Genomic DNA, 18,822 nt, shown 5'->3' with positions numbered 1-18,822 from the left:
GGGCGGCGGTGCTTTAGGAATCGCGCTCGAAAAGTTCACCGGCACGGAATACGGCCTCGAAGGATTCGCCTGGGGCGTGCCGGTGGGCGCCTTCAATCTTATAGGGGCTCTTTATGAGCGGGGATAAAACTAAAAAAGAACGCGAGGCAGGGCGACAAACTCCTGCATACGGTTCAAGGCTCACGAAGTCCAAGGTAACCCAAGTGGCCAATCTCGTTCCACTAACTCAGCGCGTTCTTTATTCGTAATATACCTCTTTTTTCGGAGAAAAGGAATGATCAAGTCTAAAATTGATGACAAAAATTGCAAAATTCTGATCTTATAGGGGCTCTTTACGAGACGAGGTAAAACTAAGAAGCTTTAGGCGCCTCTCGCCTTCTTCAACAGAAACAAATTCGCTGTTTTGACATCTATATCCCGATAAAGCGGAGTCGGCCTTTATATGGTCTAAAGGGCAATTCTCCCGAATTTGACATTGCTCTTCATAAGTTATACTGCAGGGACTCTTGAAGCAGACGCCGTATTCGTTTATGTTACGGAGCCTCCGTGCTTTTATCGTGTCTAAAATATCTTGTTCGCATTCGCTATAGTCTTTCCCTGTCATGGCATCGTAATTAATCTCTGGAACACAATCCAAAGCTGGATCGTAGCAGTTTTCTTCACAAGGTTCGTCGGTGCCGTAAGCGCAGGCAATATGTTGCAATGCTGTAAAACTTAAGAGGATGGGTGCGCAATCAGACCAACAAAGGGAGCTTAACAGCAAGGTTATTTTTCTAATAAGCTTTCGCATAGACACGAATATACCTTATTTTTGAGAAAAAAATGGAGGGGGCTGGAAAATTGATGGCTAGAGGAGGCTTTTGTGCGTTTCCGAAACAAAAACTTGTCGATATCGGCAAGTTTTTGATATTTCTTGATCGAAGAAAGGCTGAAATTTGCCTATGCCGGCAAATTTTGGGATATCCTTGGCGATGCCTCACAGCCCAGGACAACTACAAGGCCCTGCTGGATTATTTCAAGATAAAGCACTGAGAGAATATTCTATTAATCTTATAGGGGCTCTTTACGAGCAAAGTTTAAACTGAAAAAATAAAAGACTCCCCGAAATTCAGGGAGTTGTTAGGGTATTTGAACACACAAGGGGGTAAGTAATGATCGCAAAGATTATTTCCTTTTGCGGAAAAAATTTGCCCAATAAGGATTCTCTTTATCGAATAAAACTTTCTGCTCTGGAGTGAAATTATGAGGATAATCTTTGAATAGAAATAAAATCGTTTTCTTGTCAAAAGAAACTGCATGAAGACCTGTTTGATCAAAATAATCGACCCACCAGACTTTATCATCCTCATTTTCCTTGTAAAATTCAAATTTGCTCGTTTCTTTGTCAACCGTGATCATGATTAACCTCGCTCTCTAATATACCATTTTACCCAAGGAAAAGCAACCCCATGTCAAAGTCTTATAAGGGCTCTCTATGAGCGGAGGTAAAAGAAAGGCTCTCAAAAATTCAGAGAATTATTGGGATGTTTCAACACGCCAAAGGAGAGATGAAATAATTAGTTTCCGTCACTAAAATAATTTGCCCAATAGGGATTTTCTTTATCAAATAAAGTTCTTTCCTCTTGGGTAAAATTCTTCGGATAATCGCCAAAAAGAAACAAAACCTTTTTCTTATCGAATGAAACAGCATGAATACCTCGCTGACCAATATAAGCAACATGCCAGATTTTATCACCTTCATGCTTCTTATAAAACTCAATTTTTCTCGTCTCTTTGTCAACCGTGATCATGATTAACCTCGCTCTCTAATATACCATTTCACCCAAGGAATTGCAATCCCATGTCAAAGTCTTATAGGGGCTCTTTATGAGCGAAGGTAAAACTCATAAACACTCAGGGGCTATAACGCTTTGTACTAACCGCCAAGTAATTTTTTCCAATAAGGATTCTCCTTATCGAATAAGGCTTTTTCCTCTTTGGTAAAATTCTTGGGATAGTCTTCAAAAACAAAAAGAATTTTTTTCTTGTCAAAAGAAACAGCGGATATTCCAATTTGACCAATATAATCAACCCACCAGATTTTATCACTATCGTCTATCTTAAAGAACTCAATCTTTCTTGTTTCTTTGTCAACCGTAATCATGATTACCCTCGCTCTCTAATATACCATTTCACCCAAGGAATTGCAATCCCATGTCAAATTTTATCAAGTCTTATAGAGGCTCTTTATGAGCCGAGTTTAAACTAAAGCCCCGAGCCGCACGCCCAAAGGAAACAATTTTCATATTTCGAACCACCATTTTTTCATTGCCACAAGAAATTCCGCATTCAACGGAATACCCGACACTTCAGGAAAAATTCAAAATTTTACTTTACTTCAAAAAGGAACAATTTTTTCACCCGAAGCTGATTTCCTAACCCCCAAGGCAAGTAAGAATATCGACCACACAGAAATTCGCCCTTATGTCCAACCTTTTTCAAAACATCCTTATCATCTTGAGTAATTGGCATAGCGGCAGTTCTCATCGAAAAAGAATAAAGTCCCTTTTCAAGAGGATTTTCTGACGTGCCAAAAAACATATCAAAAGCGCCATTTTTCACGACAGCTGATGTATCTCTATACTCCAAGCTATCAATTCTTTCATTTTGTAAGCTAGCATAAGCCCTAAAACCTTCTGGAAGATTTGTTTCTACACGGATATGTGCAATACGTTCCTTGGAAGGATAAATGCGAGGCTTAAAAGAAATGTAGGTCACCTTGCTTTCACGGGGATACTTTTTTACAGAAGCAGGTACAGGTCTAGGCTTTCCCATATTCACTTTAATCCCATCATAAAACCAAGATCCTGATTTACTTCTAAAACCAATATCTTTTACCATTGCAATCGTTTGCGCATCAATTTCACCATCAGTCAAGACATCTTCTGGGCATGTTTCCATATGAACAAGGCGCTGAATTTCTAAAATACTTTTCTTATGTTCTTCCGCAGTTTTCAACAAAGCATATGCCACAGCCCTATCCGTTCCATACTTATCTTCGTAATACTCTCGCAAATTATCGAACATTTCTGTTTCTTTCGAGATGTATGACTTTTGCCAACCGGGCTCATCATCTGCTTGAAGTTCCATTAGACTTGTTTGCCGCTGTACATTTTTTCGAATGGCGCGAACCTCATTATAGATTTTATATTCAGGCCAAGAGAAACCGTAAAAAATCATCTCTGTTATTGAGAAATGATCGGCGGTAAAAGCAAGTGTGCAAGACGTTAGCAGAAATAATAGAGACTTTTTCATAACAAAACCTCCACGTCTAAATATACATTTCATCTATGTCAAAAGGTGACAATTAAACGAAAATGTCCGATTATTTTAAAAATCAGTAAGAATACACATGAGGGCGAGTTTTTCGACCACCCCACATCAGATCAGTTTAGACACCCGAACATAAGAAAAACGATAAGTCGTTTTTTTAATAAACCCTTAGAACATCACCCGGTACGGGATCTGCTTTTCAAAGCTTCGGCCCTTGAGGTCGCGATAGGCCTTGCGGGCGGGTGCCGGAGAAACGAGGCGTACAGCACGCGGGGCAATCGCGGTCGTTCCGCTGCTGGAACTAGACTGCGGTTCAGCGGTTCCTGAGCTGGTCGAAGGGTCGCTGGAGCTGGAAACCGGGTCACCACACGGTGCTTGGTTGCAGACAACCTGCATCGGCTCAAAGATGAGATTCCCGAGAATCGCCTCGCCGGAAATTCCCGATGCCGTCAGGTACAGGTCCTTGATGCCGCGCAGGCCCATGTCGCCCGAGCATTTCGCCGCAGACCAGCCGCCACCCATGAGAGATCTATTTGACAGGTCACATGTGAAGACCGCAGTCCCGTCCTTCTTGCCGTCGCGAATCACGATCTTACCCGACGAAGCATTTTTCACCTGAAGGAAAACATTGCCGATATCCTTGAGCGAATCAAGCACAACGTTCTCGAAAATCGCGTAACCGCCGTCCTTGATGGCGAACTCGTCGTCCTTCGTGAGACGCACGCGGATGCCGTTGTCAAAGCCGTTCGTCGGAATCGTATCGCGGATAATGCGCAAGAAGTCGATGCGGTCGAGTTCCGCAAAATTTCCGTTCGGCGAAGGTTCCAGTTCGATGAAGTTGCCGCCGCGTTTGAGTTTCGCAGGCACCATCACCACAGAATTTTCGGGGAAAGTGCCCCAGGAACCCGTCGGCGGAAGCGTCACCGTCTGCGACTTGCCATTCACCGTCACCTTGTGTTCTGCAGCCGCATCGCCACCGTTCGCGTAGCGGTAACGCAGCAGGTAATCGCCCGCCTGCATAATGTTCATCGGCAGACGAATCTTGGAACCCTCGGTATTCACGTAAGCGAGGTATTCCCCGTTCGAGGCCGTATTGCTGCGGGTAATCGCGAGGTCGCCCGAAACGGCGCGGGTCAGCACGCCGTGCTCGACTTCGGCACTCAAATAACGCCCGAGGAAGGGCTGTCCCATCTCAGCCCAGTTGTCCTCGGTGAAGACGACATCACGAATGTGGATATGGTTGAACTTGTCGCCTGCGTTATCGTAATAATGATGCACAAATCGCACGCGGTTCAGGTCCTGGAAGGCCTCGCCGCCGCCCGGGCCCACATAGCGCCCGTAGCGTTCCAACAGAATCGTGCCGCCGCCGTTCGCCATGGTGTAACCCGCGCGGTCTTTGTACGGCCCAGTTACTTTGTCTGCACGGCCGTAAGCCGTCTTGTACGTTGTCTGCTCGATGTTTGCGCCCTGCTGGCAGCACTTGTCCCATGCGGTAAACAAGAAATACTGCCCGCCATGCTCAATCAGGCTCGGGCCTTCTTCGGCTCCGCCGCTCGCGCTGCTGGTACGGCGTGCAATGTTGTAGACCGTCTTGTCGTCGCTCGCCTGGTAGCCTGTCGTTGCATCTAACTTAATCAGCTGAATGCCGAGCCCGAAGGAACCGAAAGCCATCCAGTAATTGCCCTCGGTGTCACGCACAACGTCGGCATCGATGGCATTGTACTTATCCGTTCCTTCTTTGGTGTGGAAAACATGGCCATGGTCCTTCCAGCCGTAGCCATTGCTACCCGGTACAATCGAGGTCGTTGCGGTATAGCCGATGGCCGAATTGCGCACGCCGAATTCCGACACGCAGTAGTAAACGCGGTACTCGCCGTTCATGTAGAAAATATCCGGAGCCCAGATGCCCTCGGTCTTGGGCGCGTAGGTGTAGGCCCACTGCGGAACCCCGCTCACTGTAGAACGATGGTCCTTCCACGTGTAAGCATCTTCGCTTGTCCAGAGCTGCAGATTGTTGTTCGTGCTCATGAGGGCGTAGCCGTCCTCGAACCGTACCATGCTCGGGTCGTGACCGGGTTGCAAATTGTCCTTCGCGTACCAATCGGCCGCAAAGGTTGCGGTGGCACCCAAAGCCATCGCAACGCCCAACGCACCACGAAATTCCAAGCACATAAAACACTCCCTGACGGTTTACGATTAATATACCTTTTATTTTAGCGAAAGTCAATGTAATTTTTATTAAAAGTCCACAATTAAGCAAAATTTAAGATATATTTACATATTTTACATATAATAAACAAATAAAAAGTCTACATTAAGTTCTGGATCCCGCACTACGTGCAGGATGACAGAGGGTGGGACGTGCAGGATGACTGAGGGGGAACATGCAGGATGACAGAGGGGAGGACATACAGGATGACTGAGGGAGGGATGAGCAGGATGACTGGCGGCGGGATACCCCTCATCCAAAAAGATTGTATACGAAATCACACTTTTTTGCAAATAACATAAAAACAGACAATTTTCATCTTAATTTATCACAAAATTTCTATCATTGTGACATTATTTTAAGATATTAGGAGATCAAAATGAAAAAAATTATCGCTCTCGCCGTTTTCTTGATGGCATTTACCAGCGCATCCGCAGCAATCAACAGCCCCAACGTGTTCGGCGCCAGCCTCACTGAAGGTTCCGTTATCTTCCAGGGTAAAAATGCTCCCGACTATGGCGACTACAGCGCATCGTACACGCAGCTGGCCTTCGACGCCTTGATCGGATTCAATTCCCGCATCGGCCTCCATACAGGACTTGGCCTGATGCTGAACGTCGCAACATTTACCAACGGTGATGACGACACTGGCTACGGCACCCACAGCAGCGACGATGTCGATGACAACATGACCATCGGCATGGCCATCACGATTCCCGCCATGGCACGCTTCTACCTTTCCAACAGCTTCTTCATGGAAGCGGGCGCCACCTTCGATATCAACCTTTTCGAACAGTGGTACTCGGGTTACGCCGAAGAATGGGATAGCAACGACGAGCAGAAACTCCTGAACGTGGAACTCGGCGCAGGCCTCGGTTTTACTCTGGGCTTCGGTCTTGAATTCAACTTCAGGTACACCTACGGCGTGACCGATATGTACAAGCATGCCGAATGGTCCAATTCCCGCCTCAGCCTCGGCATCGGTTACTGGTTCAACTACAGGTAACCAAAACCGACAAGCGATTTTCGACCCGCTCACCCGAGCGGGTTCTTTTTTTATTTAGAACAGCGTTTTCAGACCGAAGCCTATAATTCCGTCCAAGTAATTTTCGCCGTTTCGTAACGCATAGTAAAGATTTACGCTCCAGTTGCCGCGATATTGCGTAAAGGCGACACCGTAGTCATGCTCGCGTTTCCAGCCATGACCAGGAGCAAGCGCGCGATAAAGTCCCGGCTGATAGAAAGCCTCGATCGAGAGGTCATAACCATACTGCCACAGCAACGCCACTTCGGAATACCCATAGGAACGGCTACGCACAAAGCGCACGTCCATTCCCCTAAAGCTATCCATACCGCCAAGCGCAAAGTAATCCAGTCGGTCAAGAGTCGCATCGGTCGGGAAAATGCCACCGACGGCACCGCTGAAGCGCGTCATCCAATTTCCGTAGAACGGGATATAATGAACAAGCTTCGCGCCCGCCCGCAAGAAATTGTCAAGCGAATCCGGGCGGGCCATATTCCAGACGACCGAGCCCTTAAAGCGCGTACCTGAATGGGGCAACACAAATCGGTCCAGAGAAACATAGGAGAGTTCTAGCGACGAAGTCTTGCGGTTATTGCCGACACCCAGGAAAATGCCCACATTAAAATCAAAGCCGATGTCGCGCGAAACACCTAGTTCACCATAAGCCTCGCGCGTCGAAGAATCCTCGTCGAAGTAGCCTCGAGCGACAACATCCCAGGCGGTCCCCAGAATCCACGGTTCCTTATAGGAGCCTTCCAGGCGGCGAGCTTCGTCGGAGGTGAAACCTAGCAAGAAAAGGTCGCGCGCAGTCCCGCGGATATTGTAAAGCGAAACATTCACGTTGCCTTCCCACACGTCGGTCTCACTGGAATAAGTCAGAAGCGCATACGCCTCCGAAACGGCCGCCGCCTGCATCCGGTAAACGGGAATAATGCGATTCCGGGTCGGATCACGGTACATCTGCACAGGCGCCACACGGTCGTAATAACCGATTCGGGCCAGTTTCATATCGGAGCGTTCCAGGTCCTGCTTTGATACTAAATTTCCGGTAACGATTCCCGTCTGCCTACGGAATACCTCGGGGCTGCTTCCCGACGAGTCAAGATTCTCTGGTTCCGCCCACACCCATGCCGAGCCGCGCTCCATCTGCAAATTCAGAACGCCAGCGCTATCGATACTTCCCGAAAGTTTCGCTGCCAGGAATCCGTGATTTTCGTAATAGCGCAATAGCTGATCCCGCGCGAGAGTCCAGTTTTCGCAGGGTTCCCCCACAACCGACGCCATTTGCGACTCGTCATAAGGCTCATGCACCCCCGACCACCGCACCGCCGCAACGCGGCACTCTTCCGAAGCAGAAGATGCACCAACGACGAAAAACATTGTGACAACAAAAAGGAAGCTCTTCACCATACAGGAGCCATGCCCACAAAATAAATTCCGAACTCTGAATTCCGAATTCCGCATTAGAAGTACGCCCTCGCCTCGGTGCTCAATTTCTGGAAGATATTCTCTTCGGCATCGCCAAAACGCAAAATATAAAGACAACCCATTGATAAAAAGTCATTGATATCTACCGACAGCGAAAATTCAAAACGGTAAGTTCTTCCGTCGTTGTACCCCGCCATCACCTGGTACGGAATAATGTCGCCATGGCTATCCACCTGCACCACCGAGAAATTCGCGTAGGAATTCACCTTTTTCTGCTTATGGTAACCAACACGCAAAGCGCCTTCCCACAGATTCGCGTCAAATTTTCCCACTTCATAGCCGGAGCCGTCGGTGCCTTCGCCCGTACGGTAACGGCCCAGTGGCTGCACGAAGAACCCCTGCAAGAAATCGAAACGGTATCGCAGCGAGCCATCGTAAATATTCCACTCCCATTCCTGCATCGCCGAAAGCTCGTTTTCCTGAACCAAGAGAGCACCACCGACAAAATGGTCCAGGTTGATTCGGTACCCCGCATCGAACTGATGCGAATAAGACGTCTCGTAGTACGAAATCGAAGAAAGCTTCTTATCAAACGACGCCCCCGGCTTATAGGCTAGTGACACCCCCGACGGATGTTGCCAATCAACAAGGCCTTCCACCGCCATACGCCCCGAAGTCATGCGGTGCAACTGCGAACGATTCACCGGCGGGAAATAAATCTTGCGTCCCGTCGTGTCGCTCCCCTCGCCCTCATAAGAGCCGCCAAAAGTCACATCGCGCAAAAAGCCATCTCGAATTCCCAAGGCAAGCCCCGGATTAAAACGCAATTCCATATCGAACTCCGCATCGGACGAAAGCACCGCTCCCACGGAATCGTTTCGGCCCATTCCCTCGTAAACGAAGTCGCCGTTGTCCACGCCCTCGATATAACTCGCGGTCAAACTGTCGTAGCGTACATCGCCTGTTCCCGGAGCCACAGCCTTATACACCGCCGTGTAAATCTGTTCTTCGGTCAAGCCCAACTTGTACGAAACATTTCCCTGCACCCCCAGTTCCTCGGCACCAAAACGGGAATCCAGATTGGCAAGCCAACTGTTTTTTGACTCCGAAGAATCCGTCCGCACGCGTTCATACTGCAACAGGTGCGACAAGGTGAAATAGCGGTTGTTGTAATTCGCCTCTTGCACCCAGGTCGACGCCCACAAGGAATCCGCCCATTCGTCTCCGTAGGTATCACCACGGCGTTTTGCCATACGGCCCCCCACGCTTTCGCGGATTTCTCCTCGATCAAAGAAGATGCCGAAACCGCTCGATGACTTTCCGTAAACCACCTCGTCCTGAATGCCTTCCTGATCGATTTTCGTAAAGCGCAAATCCCCCGTTCCAAAGGGGCGAACCATTCCCTGCAAGTACTCCGCATTAGCCGTTCCCTGGTAACGCTCCATTTCGCGCTCCTGCAGGCTCGATACGCGAATCAGCGAGAGCTCCCCTAAAGCATACCGGTTGCGATGCTGAACTCCGAGTTCACCCCTCGACGAATTCCAGTCCTCGTCGGCATTGCGGCGGTACCCCCACTGCGCCAAACCGAACCAGTCCCGGGCAAAGCGCGAACGCATCGCAAGTTCGTCATGCAGCAAATCGTCATCCAAGAACGAAGAATCCGCATACGCCAAATCCCAGCGGTCGCGAAGTCCGTAAAGGTTCCAATCCAAATCGGTGCCGCGGAACTGCAAGATGTCAAACCCCTTCTGCACGCGGTTTCCGTAAACAGACATCGCCAAGGGGAAATGCAGCAGATCACGCGTCGAGTCCGTCGTCACAAACCAGCGGAACGCACGCCCTTCGGGGCCACCCACCTGCGACGAGACAATGTTGGAGTCGCTCCGGTTTAACGCCAGTTCAAAGTCCGCATAGAACTGCTGGTTATGCTGCACGCGCACGCGCGCATTCATGCGTTCCGTTCGGTCGGGGCGATTGAGCGGCGGAAGCGTATCGTTACGGACAAATTCATCGCCACGGTCCGCCTTGAGCATCGCATAATCCTCGTCGGTCCACACGCCGCGTTTCAGACGGTCCACATCGTTTTCCAACTTAAATCCGGAAACATCCAGGTACAGGTTCGGGTGGCGGTAACTTGCTGCCGCACCGTACAGGGTGTAGATATTGTCATTCTCGTAGGCATCGTATTCCACGCGGATTTCGTCGTCAAAACTCGGAACCACCGCCCCCTTGAAATCGAGCATACCGCCCGCATAATTCACCAAGTAATCGCGACCGCGCGTCAGGCGAACCCCGTTCAACCACACCGTTTCGGACTGTGGCACCACCGCAATAAAATTCCCGGCCCCGTCGAGCGAATAGCCCAGCTGCTGGCCACTCACGCCATTAAAGGTAAACGTGTAGTGCTGTACCTCGTCGGTACCCACCACGCCACGCACCTGCGCATAACCTCCGCCAAAATTTCCACGCACGCCCCCCATGGCCCCCAACGAAGCGCGTTCCACCCCCGTAAATCCCATCGAGGAATCCACCCAGGTCAGGTCACCCAAGTGCAAAAAATAATGCGGAGATTCTACACGGAAATAAATCTGGTCCACTTCGCGGAGTGTCGCCGTCGTCTGGTCACCCGCGCGGCGCCCCACATCCGAAAGGAGAGCGTCCACATAGACACTGTCGGTCAACTTTCCCGTAATCGAAAGCCGCAGTTCCTGATCCACCTGCGTCCCGCCATCGCCCACGGTCACCTGCACCGTCTTGTATCCGTGAGTCTCTATGGAATCATGCCGGGAAGCAGTATCCGAATTTTGAACAAACGAATTATTCCGGGTCAAAAGGGACGGGTCCCACACCGGCAGCGAATCGACATTCATGCCGAATGCGCATACCGCAAACAAGAAAAGTCCCAACCAGAACTGCCGGGACATCGCAACTACCTGTTGCTAGGTTCGATAACAAACTGCCGCGTCGACAAGAGCTTTCGGCCCGCTACCAGATCGACGCTCCACTCGCCCGCCTTCAGCATGGCAGGGGCAATCGTCGTAAGGCACACATCCTGCGCAATGTCGCAGGCAAGTTTCTGCACGGTATCGGCACCGTTAAACCAGATATGCATCAAGGTGTCATCCTTGAGCTGCAACGCCGTAGAAACCGTGGAATAATAATAGAGGCGCATCCCCTCTTCAAAGACGCTATCGACACCGAATGGCGAACCGTTCACGATATGGCTACAGACGACACTCTGCGCAAGCGAAAGTTCCGCCTCGGCCGAATCGCGGATAGTCTCACGGCCCCAGTTGGCCACAAGGATCCAGTGAATCAAGAAACCCAAGAAAACGGCGATAACTAGAACCGTCGTCTTCCGCAAATTACGCAGCGGAGGGAGTTTCGACACCGGAGCCTCCAGAAAAGCCCTTAACGAACCAGGCGGCTAGTATTCTGCGTAAAGGCAGGCACCGCGTCGACCAGCTTTTCCACCAAAAGGCGGTTGAAGTCCTCGATACGGTTAGGCAGCTTGGAACCCGGGAAAATCTGCACCAGCAGGAGAGCCTGGTCCACCGGGGAAATATAGATGGAGCGGTTTTCTCCAGAATAGGAAACCGACTGGAAATTTTCACCGCCAAGCATCATGCCCACCTGGCGGGCCGAGTCGAACGAAGCCGTACTCAACACTGCGAGCGGAGTCGCATCAATTCCCAAGGAACCTACTTCTGCAATAATCGATCCATCACGATGGCAAAGGACAATATATTCAGCCTTCACGCTCGCCTGATAGGCAACCATCAAGCGCTGAACTTTTTCGGCATCATCAGAAAAAATGGTAAAATCGCTCATTATGCACCCTCGTTAAATTACTTCTTCTTAGGCACGTACGGACGCAATTCAATTTCGTCATCAGCATCGGCTTGGGGCTTGGCGATATCGCGACCGAAGGTCGGCATACGGGGAACCGTAGTCGCGGCACGGGGTCGACCGAAGGGCGAAGACGTGGCACCTTTCTGGAACAGACCGGCGCCGGCAGTCGAAGGCTGGGCAGGTGCACCAGGGGCGGCCGGCTGAGGCGGCTTGGCTGCAAACGAGGGCATGCGGAAAGGCGATGCGGCTGCGTGAGCGGCAGCAGGCTGGGCCGGAGCGGCGGGCTGGGTTGCCTTGACCGAGACCCCTTCCTTGGTGAGGGAAACATCGTGAACACCGGTATTACCGACATTCGCGGCAGCCTGACGGAGGAAGCCCTGCTTCACGTTAAACTTTTCAATCACCAGCATGGCAATCGTCTTCAAAGTCGTTACGACACCCTTACCGTTATGGGCAGTCGCCGGGAAGAACGGCACATTACGCGGGTTAAGTTCCGCATTCAGTTCATCAAGCGTAAACACATTGTCCATATCGCGCTTATTATACTGGAGCACGAAAGGCATATCGTCCAGGTCCATGCCATAGTCCTGCAGGTTCTGGCGCAGGTTCTGGAGGCTTTCCAGGTTTTCTGCCTGACGGGACCTCTGGGAGTCCGCCACAAAGACGATACCGTCTACACCGCGGAGCACCAACTTACGGGTACTGTTATAATAAACCTGACCGGGAACCGTATAGAGCTGGAAACGGGTCTTGAACCCCTTGATATCGCCCAAATTCAGGGGCAAAAAGTCGAAAAAGAGCGTACGGTCACCTTCAGTTGCCAGGGACACCATATCGGTACGCTTATCCTGGGGCATCTTCTGGTGGATCACCTGCAAATTGGTGGTCTTGCCACTAAGGCCCGGGCCATAGTAAACGACTTTACAACTAATTTCTCGAGTAGCAAAATTTATCGAAGACATTACGCATCCTTGATATATCTGACTCAAATTTAATAAAAAAGTAATTTTTGAGGCCACTTCAGCCTCTATTTTACCGTTCCAAATAGGAATATGCGACTCTTCGGGCCCTTTTAGGCCCTATCTACCACGTGAATCGTGCGCTGCGGGAACGGAATCGTGATATTTTCTTCGGCAAAACGCTTCTTGATCTCGGCGGTATACTTCCAGCGCAAGTTAAAATAGTCCTGCGTACGCGCCCAGGCGCGGAAGGTGACATTCACCGAACTGTCTTCCAGCGAAGATACAAAGAACTGCGGTTCAGGTTTCAGCATGAAAAGCGGCTCCCCCGCCACGACATCGCGCATGACGTCGAGCGCCTTTTCCGCGGAGTCACCGTAGTCGATGCCTACCGTAATTTCAAGCCTGCGAAGCGGATTCTTGCTGTAGTTGACAATCGGTTGCCCCCATAGGGCCGAATTCGGCGCCGAGACGAACAGACCGTCCACCGTCTTGAAGGTAGTATTGAAAAGCCCGATTCCTACAATATTCCCCTTGATGCTGCCACACTCGATGTAGTCCCCCGCCTTGAACGGCCGCAGGAACAGCAGCAAAAGTCCAGACGCAATATTCGAGAGCGTATCCTTAAGCGCAAGGCCAATCGCCAAGCTCGCCGCACCCACCATGGCCACGAGCCCCGCCGTGTTGACACCCAGCACGTGCAGAATTAGCAACAAAGTAACAATGTAGATGCAATAGGAAAAAAGCGAGTAAATCAGCGGTTTGGCCGCCTTGTCGAAACCCTTGTTTTCGGCATGGTCGATAGCCCGCCTTAAAACCACCAACAGAACCCTCGCAACCACCAAGATGACAAGCGCCATCAAGAGACGCTGCAACATAGAGTGATCCATCAAGTGGTTCACCCAGCTACCAAAATAAACTTTCAACTTATCCATCATGGGGAAAAATAGAAAAATTCGATCATTTAAATGAAAAACTCATCCTGGAACGACTGTAAGGAGAGATGGTATCCAGGTTGATAAATGAAAGGGCTGCTACTACGAGAATTTGATGCGCGGGTCTACGAGGGTGTAGAGGATATCGCTGAACAAGCGCCCCACCATAGCCATCAAGCTGCTGAGGAAGATAACTCCCATGACCACGTTGTAGTCGCGGTTCACCATGGAGTTGTAGTAGAGCAGGCCCATGCCGTCGATATCGAAGACTTTCTCGATAAGGAGGGCGCCCGCAAACATCAAGGTGCAGATTTCGGAAAGGCGCGTGGCAATGGGAATCAAGGCGTTACGGAGCGCGTGGCGAACCAGCGCCTGGTTAAAGCTCATGCCCTTGGCAAGCGCCGTGCGCATATAGTCCTTGCCGAGTTCTTCGAGCGCTGAATTTTTCATCAAGAACGTGAGGAACGCGAATTCGCTAATCATGTAGCAGAAAATCGGCAAAATCAAATGGTGGCCGAGATCCACCACTTTTTCAAAGAAGGTGAAGTCCTCGAAGTCATCGCTCGTGAGGCCGCCCAGCGGGAAAATATCCAGGTACGAGCCGCCCGCGAGGAATATAATCAGCAAGATACCGAGAGCGTAGCCCGGCATCACGTAGCCCGAGAAAATCACGCCCGAAGAAAGCGAATCAAGTTTGCTCCCGTGATGCACCGCCTTCCAGAGACCCAGCGGAATACAGACAAGGTAACTCAAGAAGAACGAAGTGATTCCAAAGAACAGCGAAATCGGGAAACGGCTCGTAATCACGTCCCACACGGGGAGCCCGTAGGTATAACTGGAACCCAAGTCCAGGTGCAGAACGTTCCAGAGCCAAGTCAGGTAACGCTTCCAGGCGGGTTGGTCAAAACCGAAGTACGCCTGGATTTGCGCAATCTGGTCGGGCGAGAGTGCCTTGGAGGCATCTACCCCGCCCTTCATGGCCGCAGCCTGTTGCGCACGCGAAATCATTTCCTCCACAGGTCCACCCGGCAACAGCTGGATAAGGATAAAGCATACTAGAGAAATCCCGATGAGAGTCGGAATCATCAAAAGTAAGCGACGGAGGATATAGGATCTCATATCAGTTGGTAGAACTTAGACCGCTTCGCTCATAGAACTTAGAGATCCTTCGACTTCGCTCAGGATGACACTTTATCTAAGCTCTAAACTCTAAGCTCTAAGTTCTAAACTATCTCATCTTGCCGGAGCGGAGGACGTCCATCATGTTAAAGGGCTTTGCGGTTCCGTTTGCAATGTGGCATGCGAGGAAGTTCACGGCGTCTACGGTGCCTTCGGCGTAAATCTTGCGGCCGCACACGTTATGCTGGAATTCAAAGTGAACCGTACCATCGGCGCTGTCGAGGCTGTAGGTGTGGAATGCGTGACCGCCGAGGTATTCTTCGGGCACGTGCATGCGTTCCATCTGTTCCTTTTCATCGCGGACCTTTTCGATATCGTCGACGGTGAAGTCAAATCCCATCTTCTGGAAGTCGCCCACCACGGCCTTCGCGGTACCGCTCGTATCGGCCTTGGTCTTCTGGTGGCTTTCTACCACGGAGAGTTTGTAGCCGCTGAATGCCGTCGGGAATTCCTTGGCCAAGAATTCAATCATCATCTGGAAAGCGACAATCTGCTTTGCCATGTTCGGGGCAATCACACTCGGGTGATTGGCATCGGCAACGAGCTTGGCGAGCGCTTCGCGGTCACCGCCGGTGGTGCCCATCACGAACGGAATTTTGTGCTTTACGTAGAAAGCGGCATTGTCGTTTACGGCCGTCGGGTGCGTGTAATCGATGCAAATGACGTTCGGGTATTTTTCGAGAACTTCTGCGATGCGAGCTTCGCGATTGCTCGGCTTCAAAAGCTGGATGGTCTTGCCGGCGACTTCGGCTTCGTTTTCAACGATAATTTCACCTGTCAGAGAATACGGGACGAGTTCGAGGCCGCGGGCCACGCAGGTTTCGGCCACAATGCGGCCCATGTTGCCCGGAATACCATTTACCATCACTTGTACAGACATAATAACTCCTAGTTTTTTGGACACAAGATAGAAAAAAAACTATATTTTGCGCCGAAAAATTATCTTCAAGGATACTCACTATGAAACGTACACATAACTGCGGCCAGCTTCGCAAGGAAGATGTTGGCCAGACCGTAACACTCGCCGGTTGGGTGGATCGCCGCCGTGACCATGGTGGTGTGATTTTCGTTGACCTCCGCGACAAGTACGGCAAGACCCAGATCGTTTTCAACCCGGACTACAACGCCGACGTGTTGAAGACTGCCGAACAGCTCCGTAACGAATACGTTATTTACGTGACTGGTAAGGTCTACGCCCGCGAAGAAGGCAACACGAACGAAAAGCTCGCCACGGGTGAAATCGAAGTCAAGGCTGACAAGCTCGAGATCCTGAACGCCGCCCTCACCTCTCCGCTCGCCATTAACGACCCGAACGAAGAATGCAAGGAAAACGACGACCTCCGCCTGCAGTACCGCTACCTGGACCTCCGCCGTCCGTGGATCCAGAAGAAGCTCCTCCTCAAGAGCCGCTTCCTCAAGGCCGTGTACGATTTCTTCTACGCTAACGGTTTTGAAAACATTGAAACTCCGTGCCTTTGCAAGTCCACTCCGGAAGGCGCCCGTGACTACCTCGTGCCGAGCCGCGTGAACCCGGGCAAGTTCTACGCCCTCCCGCAGTCTCCGCAGCAGTACAAGCAGCTCTTGATGATTGCCGGCATGGACCGCTACTTCCAGATTGCCAAGTGCTTCCGCGACGAAGACCTCCGTGCCGACCGTCAGCCGGAATTCACGCAGATCGACGTTGAAATGTCTTTCGTCAACCAGGACGAAGTGATGGAAATGTTCGACAAGTTCGTGACTGAAGTTTTGGGCAAGGTTTGGAACTTCGAACCGCCGCGTCACATCCGCCGTATGAAGTGGGCAGAAGCCATGCTCAAGTACGGGAGCGACAAGCCGGACCTCCGCTTCGACCTCGAAATTCACGACGTGTCCGAAATCGGTGCAAAGTCCAACTTTGGCGTGTTCAAGAACTGCGTTGCCGCCGGTGGCAAGATCCGCGGTATCGCTGCTAAGGGTTGCGTTGACTTTACTCGTAAGCAGATCGACAAACTCACCGCTTACGTGGGCAAGTACGGCTCCAAGGGCCTCGTGTGGATGCGCGTCAAGGAAAATGACGAAGTGGAAACGCAGGTCGGCAAGTTCTTTACAACTGAACAGTTGAATGAACTCCGCGACGCTGTCGGCGCCAAGTGCGGCGACATGATGTTCTTCATCGCAGGCCCCGAAAAGGTTGCTGCTACCGCCATGGGTCAGCTCCGCTTGGAAGTTGCCCGTATCAAGGGTCTCCGCGATCCGAAGAAGCGTGAATTTGTTTGGATTACCGAATTCCCGATGTTCGAATACAGCGACACCGAAGGGCGCTACATGGCTATGCACCACCCGTTCACCAACCCGCTTCCGGAACATCTGGACATGATGCTCGGTGGCAACCTCAAGGATTGCAACGCTGAAGCCTACGACCTTGTTCTTAACGGCGTGGAAATCGGTGGTGGTTCTATCCGTATTCACAACCCGGAAGTCCAGGAAAAGGTGTTCCGCTTGCTCGGTCTCTCCGAAGAACAGGTGAAGACCAAGTTCGGCTTCTTCGTCGATGCCTTCAAGTACGGCGCTCCTCCGCACGGCGGTCTCGCCTTCGGTCTCGACCGCGTTGTCGCTACCATGGAAGGTGAAGAATCTATCCGTGACTACATCGCGTTCCCGAAGAACACGAGCGCTTCTAGCCCGATGGACCAGTGCCCGAGCGAAGTGGACCTCCAGCAGCTGCAGGACATCCACATCTCCGTGCAGATGCCGAAGGCAGCGAAGTAGGCCGACAAAAAGCTGTGGACCCTATCGGCCTACGGCCTCCAGGGTGACATGCCATTCTGACCCCCAGGGTGAAACGTCATTCTGACCCCCAGGGTGAAACGTCATTCTGACCCCCAGGGTGAAATGTCATTCTGGAGCCTCGAAGAGGCGATAGAATCTAAAGCATTATAAGGTGCTCCGCAATTCGCGGGGCATTTTTTTCAAAATTTACCCCTAAACACATATGATTGAAAATCTTGTATGTGCGTTTTCGCTCGAAAACAATTTTTCACATTCATTTTATGAATTTATTCGCCCTGCTTTGCTAAATTGAGCAAAGACTCTTAACCCTCAATATATGGAGAAAATTCAAATGAAACTTTCTACTCGCGCTATTGCCGAAGCAATCGGCACCTTCTGGCTTGTGTTTGGCGGCTGCGGTGCAGCTGTCCTCGCATGCGGCGTCCCGACTACCGGTATCGGTTACGTGGGCGTATCGCTCGCGTTTGGCCTTACGGTGCTCACCATGGCCTACGCCATCGGTCACATTTCGGGTTGCCACTTGAACCCGGCTGTCACGCTCGGTCAGGTTGCCGGCGGTCGCTTTCCCGCTAAGGAAGCTCCGGCATACATCGTCGCCCAGGTGATTGGCGGTATCATTGCAGCAGCGCTCCTCTACGCGATTGCCTGCCCCGACCTCACCAACGCAGGCATTGGCGCATTCGCTACCAACGGCTGGTCCGATTCCCTCACCAACGGCCTGAACGCCTTTGGCGGCAAGACCTCCGGTATGCTCTCTGCATTCCTTATTGAAACCGTGCTTACGGCCATCTTCCTGTTCGTGATCATGGGCGCTACCGACGGCCGCGCACCGGCAGGCTTTGCCCCGATTGCCATCGGTCTCTGCCTCACGCTCATCCACCTCATCTCTATCCCGGTGACCAACACCTCCGTGAACCCGGCACGCTCTGCCGCTATGGCCGTGTTCGTTGGCGGCGCCGCCATCAAGCAGCTCTGGCTCTTCTGGGTAGCCCCGATTCTCGGCGGCGTGATCGGTGGCCTGTGCTACAAGTGCATCGCCGAATGCAAGTGCTGCAAGAAGTAATTCTTGTGCAAACAAAGTTTGCTCAAGGGGCAACTTCGCTGCGATAACAGAACAAAGTTTTGGCGGGTTTCGGCCCGCCTTTTTTATTATCC

General features: G+C 51.2%; 16 protein-coding genes and 1 pseudogene. 3 read left to right on the top strand and 14 right to left on the bottom strand.

Annotated elements, in window-relative coordinates:
- Positions 1–319: 319 nt before the first annotated feature.
- The 6 genes from BUA93_RS14995 to BUA93_RS14965 form a co-directional block, all read right to left on the bottom strand.
- Positions 320–790: a hypothetical protein gene (locus BUA93_RS14995; RefSeq protein ID WP_072980773.1), complete on the bottom strand. Its 471-nt coding sequence runs from the start codon at positions 788–790 to the stop codon at positions 320–322.
- A gap of 374 nt (positions 791–1,164) precedes the next feature.
- Entirely contained in the window at positions 1,165–1,398 is a 234-nt protein-coding gene (locus tag BUA93_RS14985; protein WP_072980769.1) for a DUF7675 family protein, read from the bottom strand.
- Positions 1,399–1,556: 158 nt separating this feature from the next.
- Positions 1,557–1,790 carry a DUF7675 family protein gene (locus BUA93_RS14980; RefSeq protein WP_072980767.1) on the bottom strand — a complete coding sequence of 78 codons (234 nt, stop codon included), beginning with the start codon at positions 1,788–1,790 and terminating at the stop codon, positions 1,557–1,559.
- A 125-nt stretch (positions 1,791–1,915) separates the two neighbouring features.
- Positions 1,916–2,143, bottom strand: coding sequence for a DUF7675 family protein (locus tag BUA93_RS14975; protein WP_072980765.1), 228 nt, complete (start codon positions 2,141–2,143; stop codon positions 1,916–1,918).
- A 224-nt stretch (positions 2,144–2,367) separates the two neighbouring features.
- A complete protein-coding gene (locus BUA93_RS14970) occupies positions 2,368–3,294 on the bottom strand; it encodes a hypothetical protein (RefSeq protein ID WP_072980763.1) in 927 nt (308 codons plus the stop codon).
- A gap of 186 nt (positions 3,295–3,480) precedes the next feature.
- Complete coding sequence (locus BUA93_RS14965) at positions 3,481–5,484, bottom strand: family 43 glycosylhydrolase (protein ID WP_083597510.1); 2,004 nt, start codon at positions 5,482–5,484, stop codon at positions 3,481–3,483.
- Positions 5,485–5,900: 416 nt separating this feature from the next.
- Between BUA93_RS14965 and BUA93_RS14960 the strand changes: the two genes are divergently transcribed.
- Positions 5,901–6,527, top strand: coding sequence for an outer membrane beta-barrel protein (locus tag BUA93_RS14960; RefSeq protein WP_072980762.1), 627 nt, complete (start codon positions 5,901–5,903; stop codon positions 6,525–6,527).
- A gap of 54 nt (positions 6,528–6,581) precedes the next feature.
- Here the strand turns inward: BUA93_RS14960 and BUA93_RS14955 are convergent, their stop codons facing one another.
- The 8 genes and pseudogenes from BUA93_RS14955 to dapB all read right to left on the bottom strand — a co-directional run bounded on the left by BUA93_RS14955 (position 6,582) and on the right by dapB (position 15,778).
- Positions 6,582–7,925 (bottom strand): BamA/TamA family outer membrane protein, encoded by a 1,344-nt coding sequence (locus BUA93_RS14955; protein ID WP_254794008.1) that lies wholly within the window; start codon positions 7,923–7,925, stop codon positions 6,582–6,584.
- Positions 7,926–8,008: 83 nt separating this feature from the next.
- Positions 8,009–10,897: a hypothetical protein gene (locus tag BUA93_RS14950; RefSeq protein ID WP_072980759.1), complete on the bottom strand. Its 2,889-nt coding sequence runs from the start codon at positions 10,895–10,897 to the stop codon at positions 8,009–8,011.
- 5 nt (positions 10,898–10,902) lie between these two features.
- On the bottom strand, positions 10,903–11,364 hold the full coding sequence (locus BUA93_RS14945) for a hypothetical protein (protein ID WP_072980757.1): 462 nt from the start codon (positions 11,362–11,364) through the stop codon (positions 10,903–10,905).
- 20 nt (positions 11,365–11,384) lie between these two features.
- The gene (locus BUA93_RS14940; RefSeq protein WP_072980755.1) at positions 11,385–11,804 is read right to left on the bottom strand and encodes a roadblock/LC7 domain-containing protein; all 420 of its coding nucleotides are present in this window, start codon (positions 11,802–11,804) and stop codon (positions 11,385–11,387) included.
- Between the two features lie 419 nt (positions 11,805–12,223).
- Positions 12,224–12,787, bottom strand: a pseudogene (locus tag BUA93_RS16825) (ATP/GTP-binding protein); the annotation flags it as partial.
- Between the two features lie 110 nt (positions 12,788–12,897).
- Positions 12,898–13,722 (bottom strand): mechanosensitive ion channel family protein, encoded by an 825-nt coding sequence (locus BUA93_RS14930; RefSeq protein ID WP_254794007.1) that lies wholly within the window; start codon positions 13,720–13,722, stop codon positions 12,898–12,900.
- Positions 13,723–13,821: 99 nt separating this feature from the next.
- The gene (locus BUA93_RS14925; protein ID WP_072980751.1) at positions 13,822–14,838 is read right to left on the bottom strand and encodes an ABC transporter permease subunit; all 1,017 of its coding nucleotides are present in this window, start codon (positions 14,836–14,838) and stop codon (positions 13,822–13,824) included.
- 109 nt (positions 14,839–14,947) lie between these two features.
- On the bottom strand, positions 14,948–15,778 hold the full coding sequence (gene dapB, locus BUA93_RS14920) for a dihydrodipicolinate reductase (protein ID WP_072980749.1): 831 nt from the start codon (positions 15,776–15,778) through the stop codon (positions 14,948–14,950).
- Positions 15,779–15,858: 80 nt separating this feature from the next.
- On the opposite strand from dapB, the gene aspS reads away from it, so the two are divergent.
- Entirely contained in the window at positions 15,859–17,646 is a 1,788-nt protein-coding gene (aspS, locus tag BUA93_RS14915) for an aspartate--tRNA ligase (RefSeq protein WP_072980747.1), read from the top strand.
- 352 nt (positions 17,647–17,998) lie between these two features.
- Entirely contained in the window at positions 17,999–18,730 is a 732-nt protein-coding gene (gene aqpZ, locus BUA93_RS14910) for an aquaporin Z (RefSeq protein WP_072980746.1), read from the top strand.
- Positions 18,731–18,822 lie beyond the last annotated feature (92 nt).

Source organism: Fibrobacter sp. UWH4 (assembly GCF_900142475.1).
In the GTDB taxonomy this organism is placed as follows: domain Bacteria; phylum Fibrobacterota; class Fibrobacteria; order Fibrobacterales; family Fibrobacteraceae; genus Fibrobacter.
The sequence above is the reverse complement of the archived record's forward strand: the minus strand, read 5'-3'. Positions and strand labels throughout refer to the sequence as shown.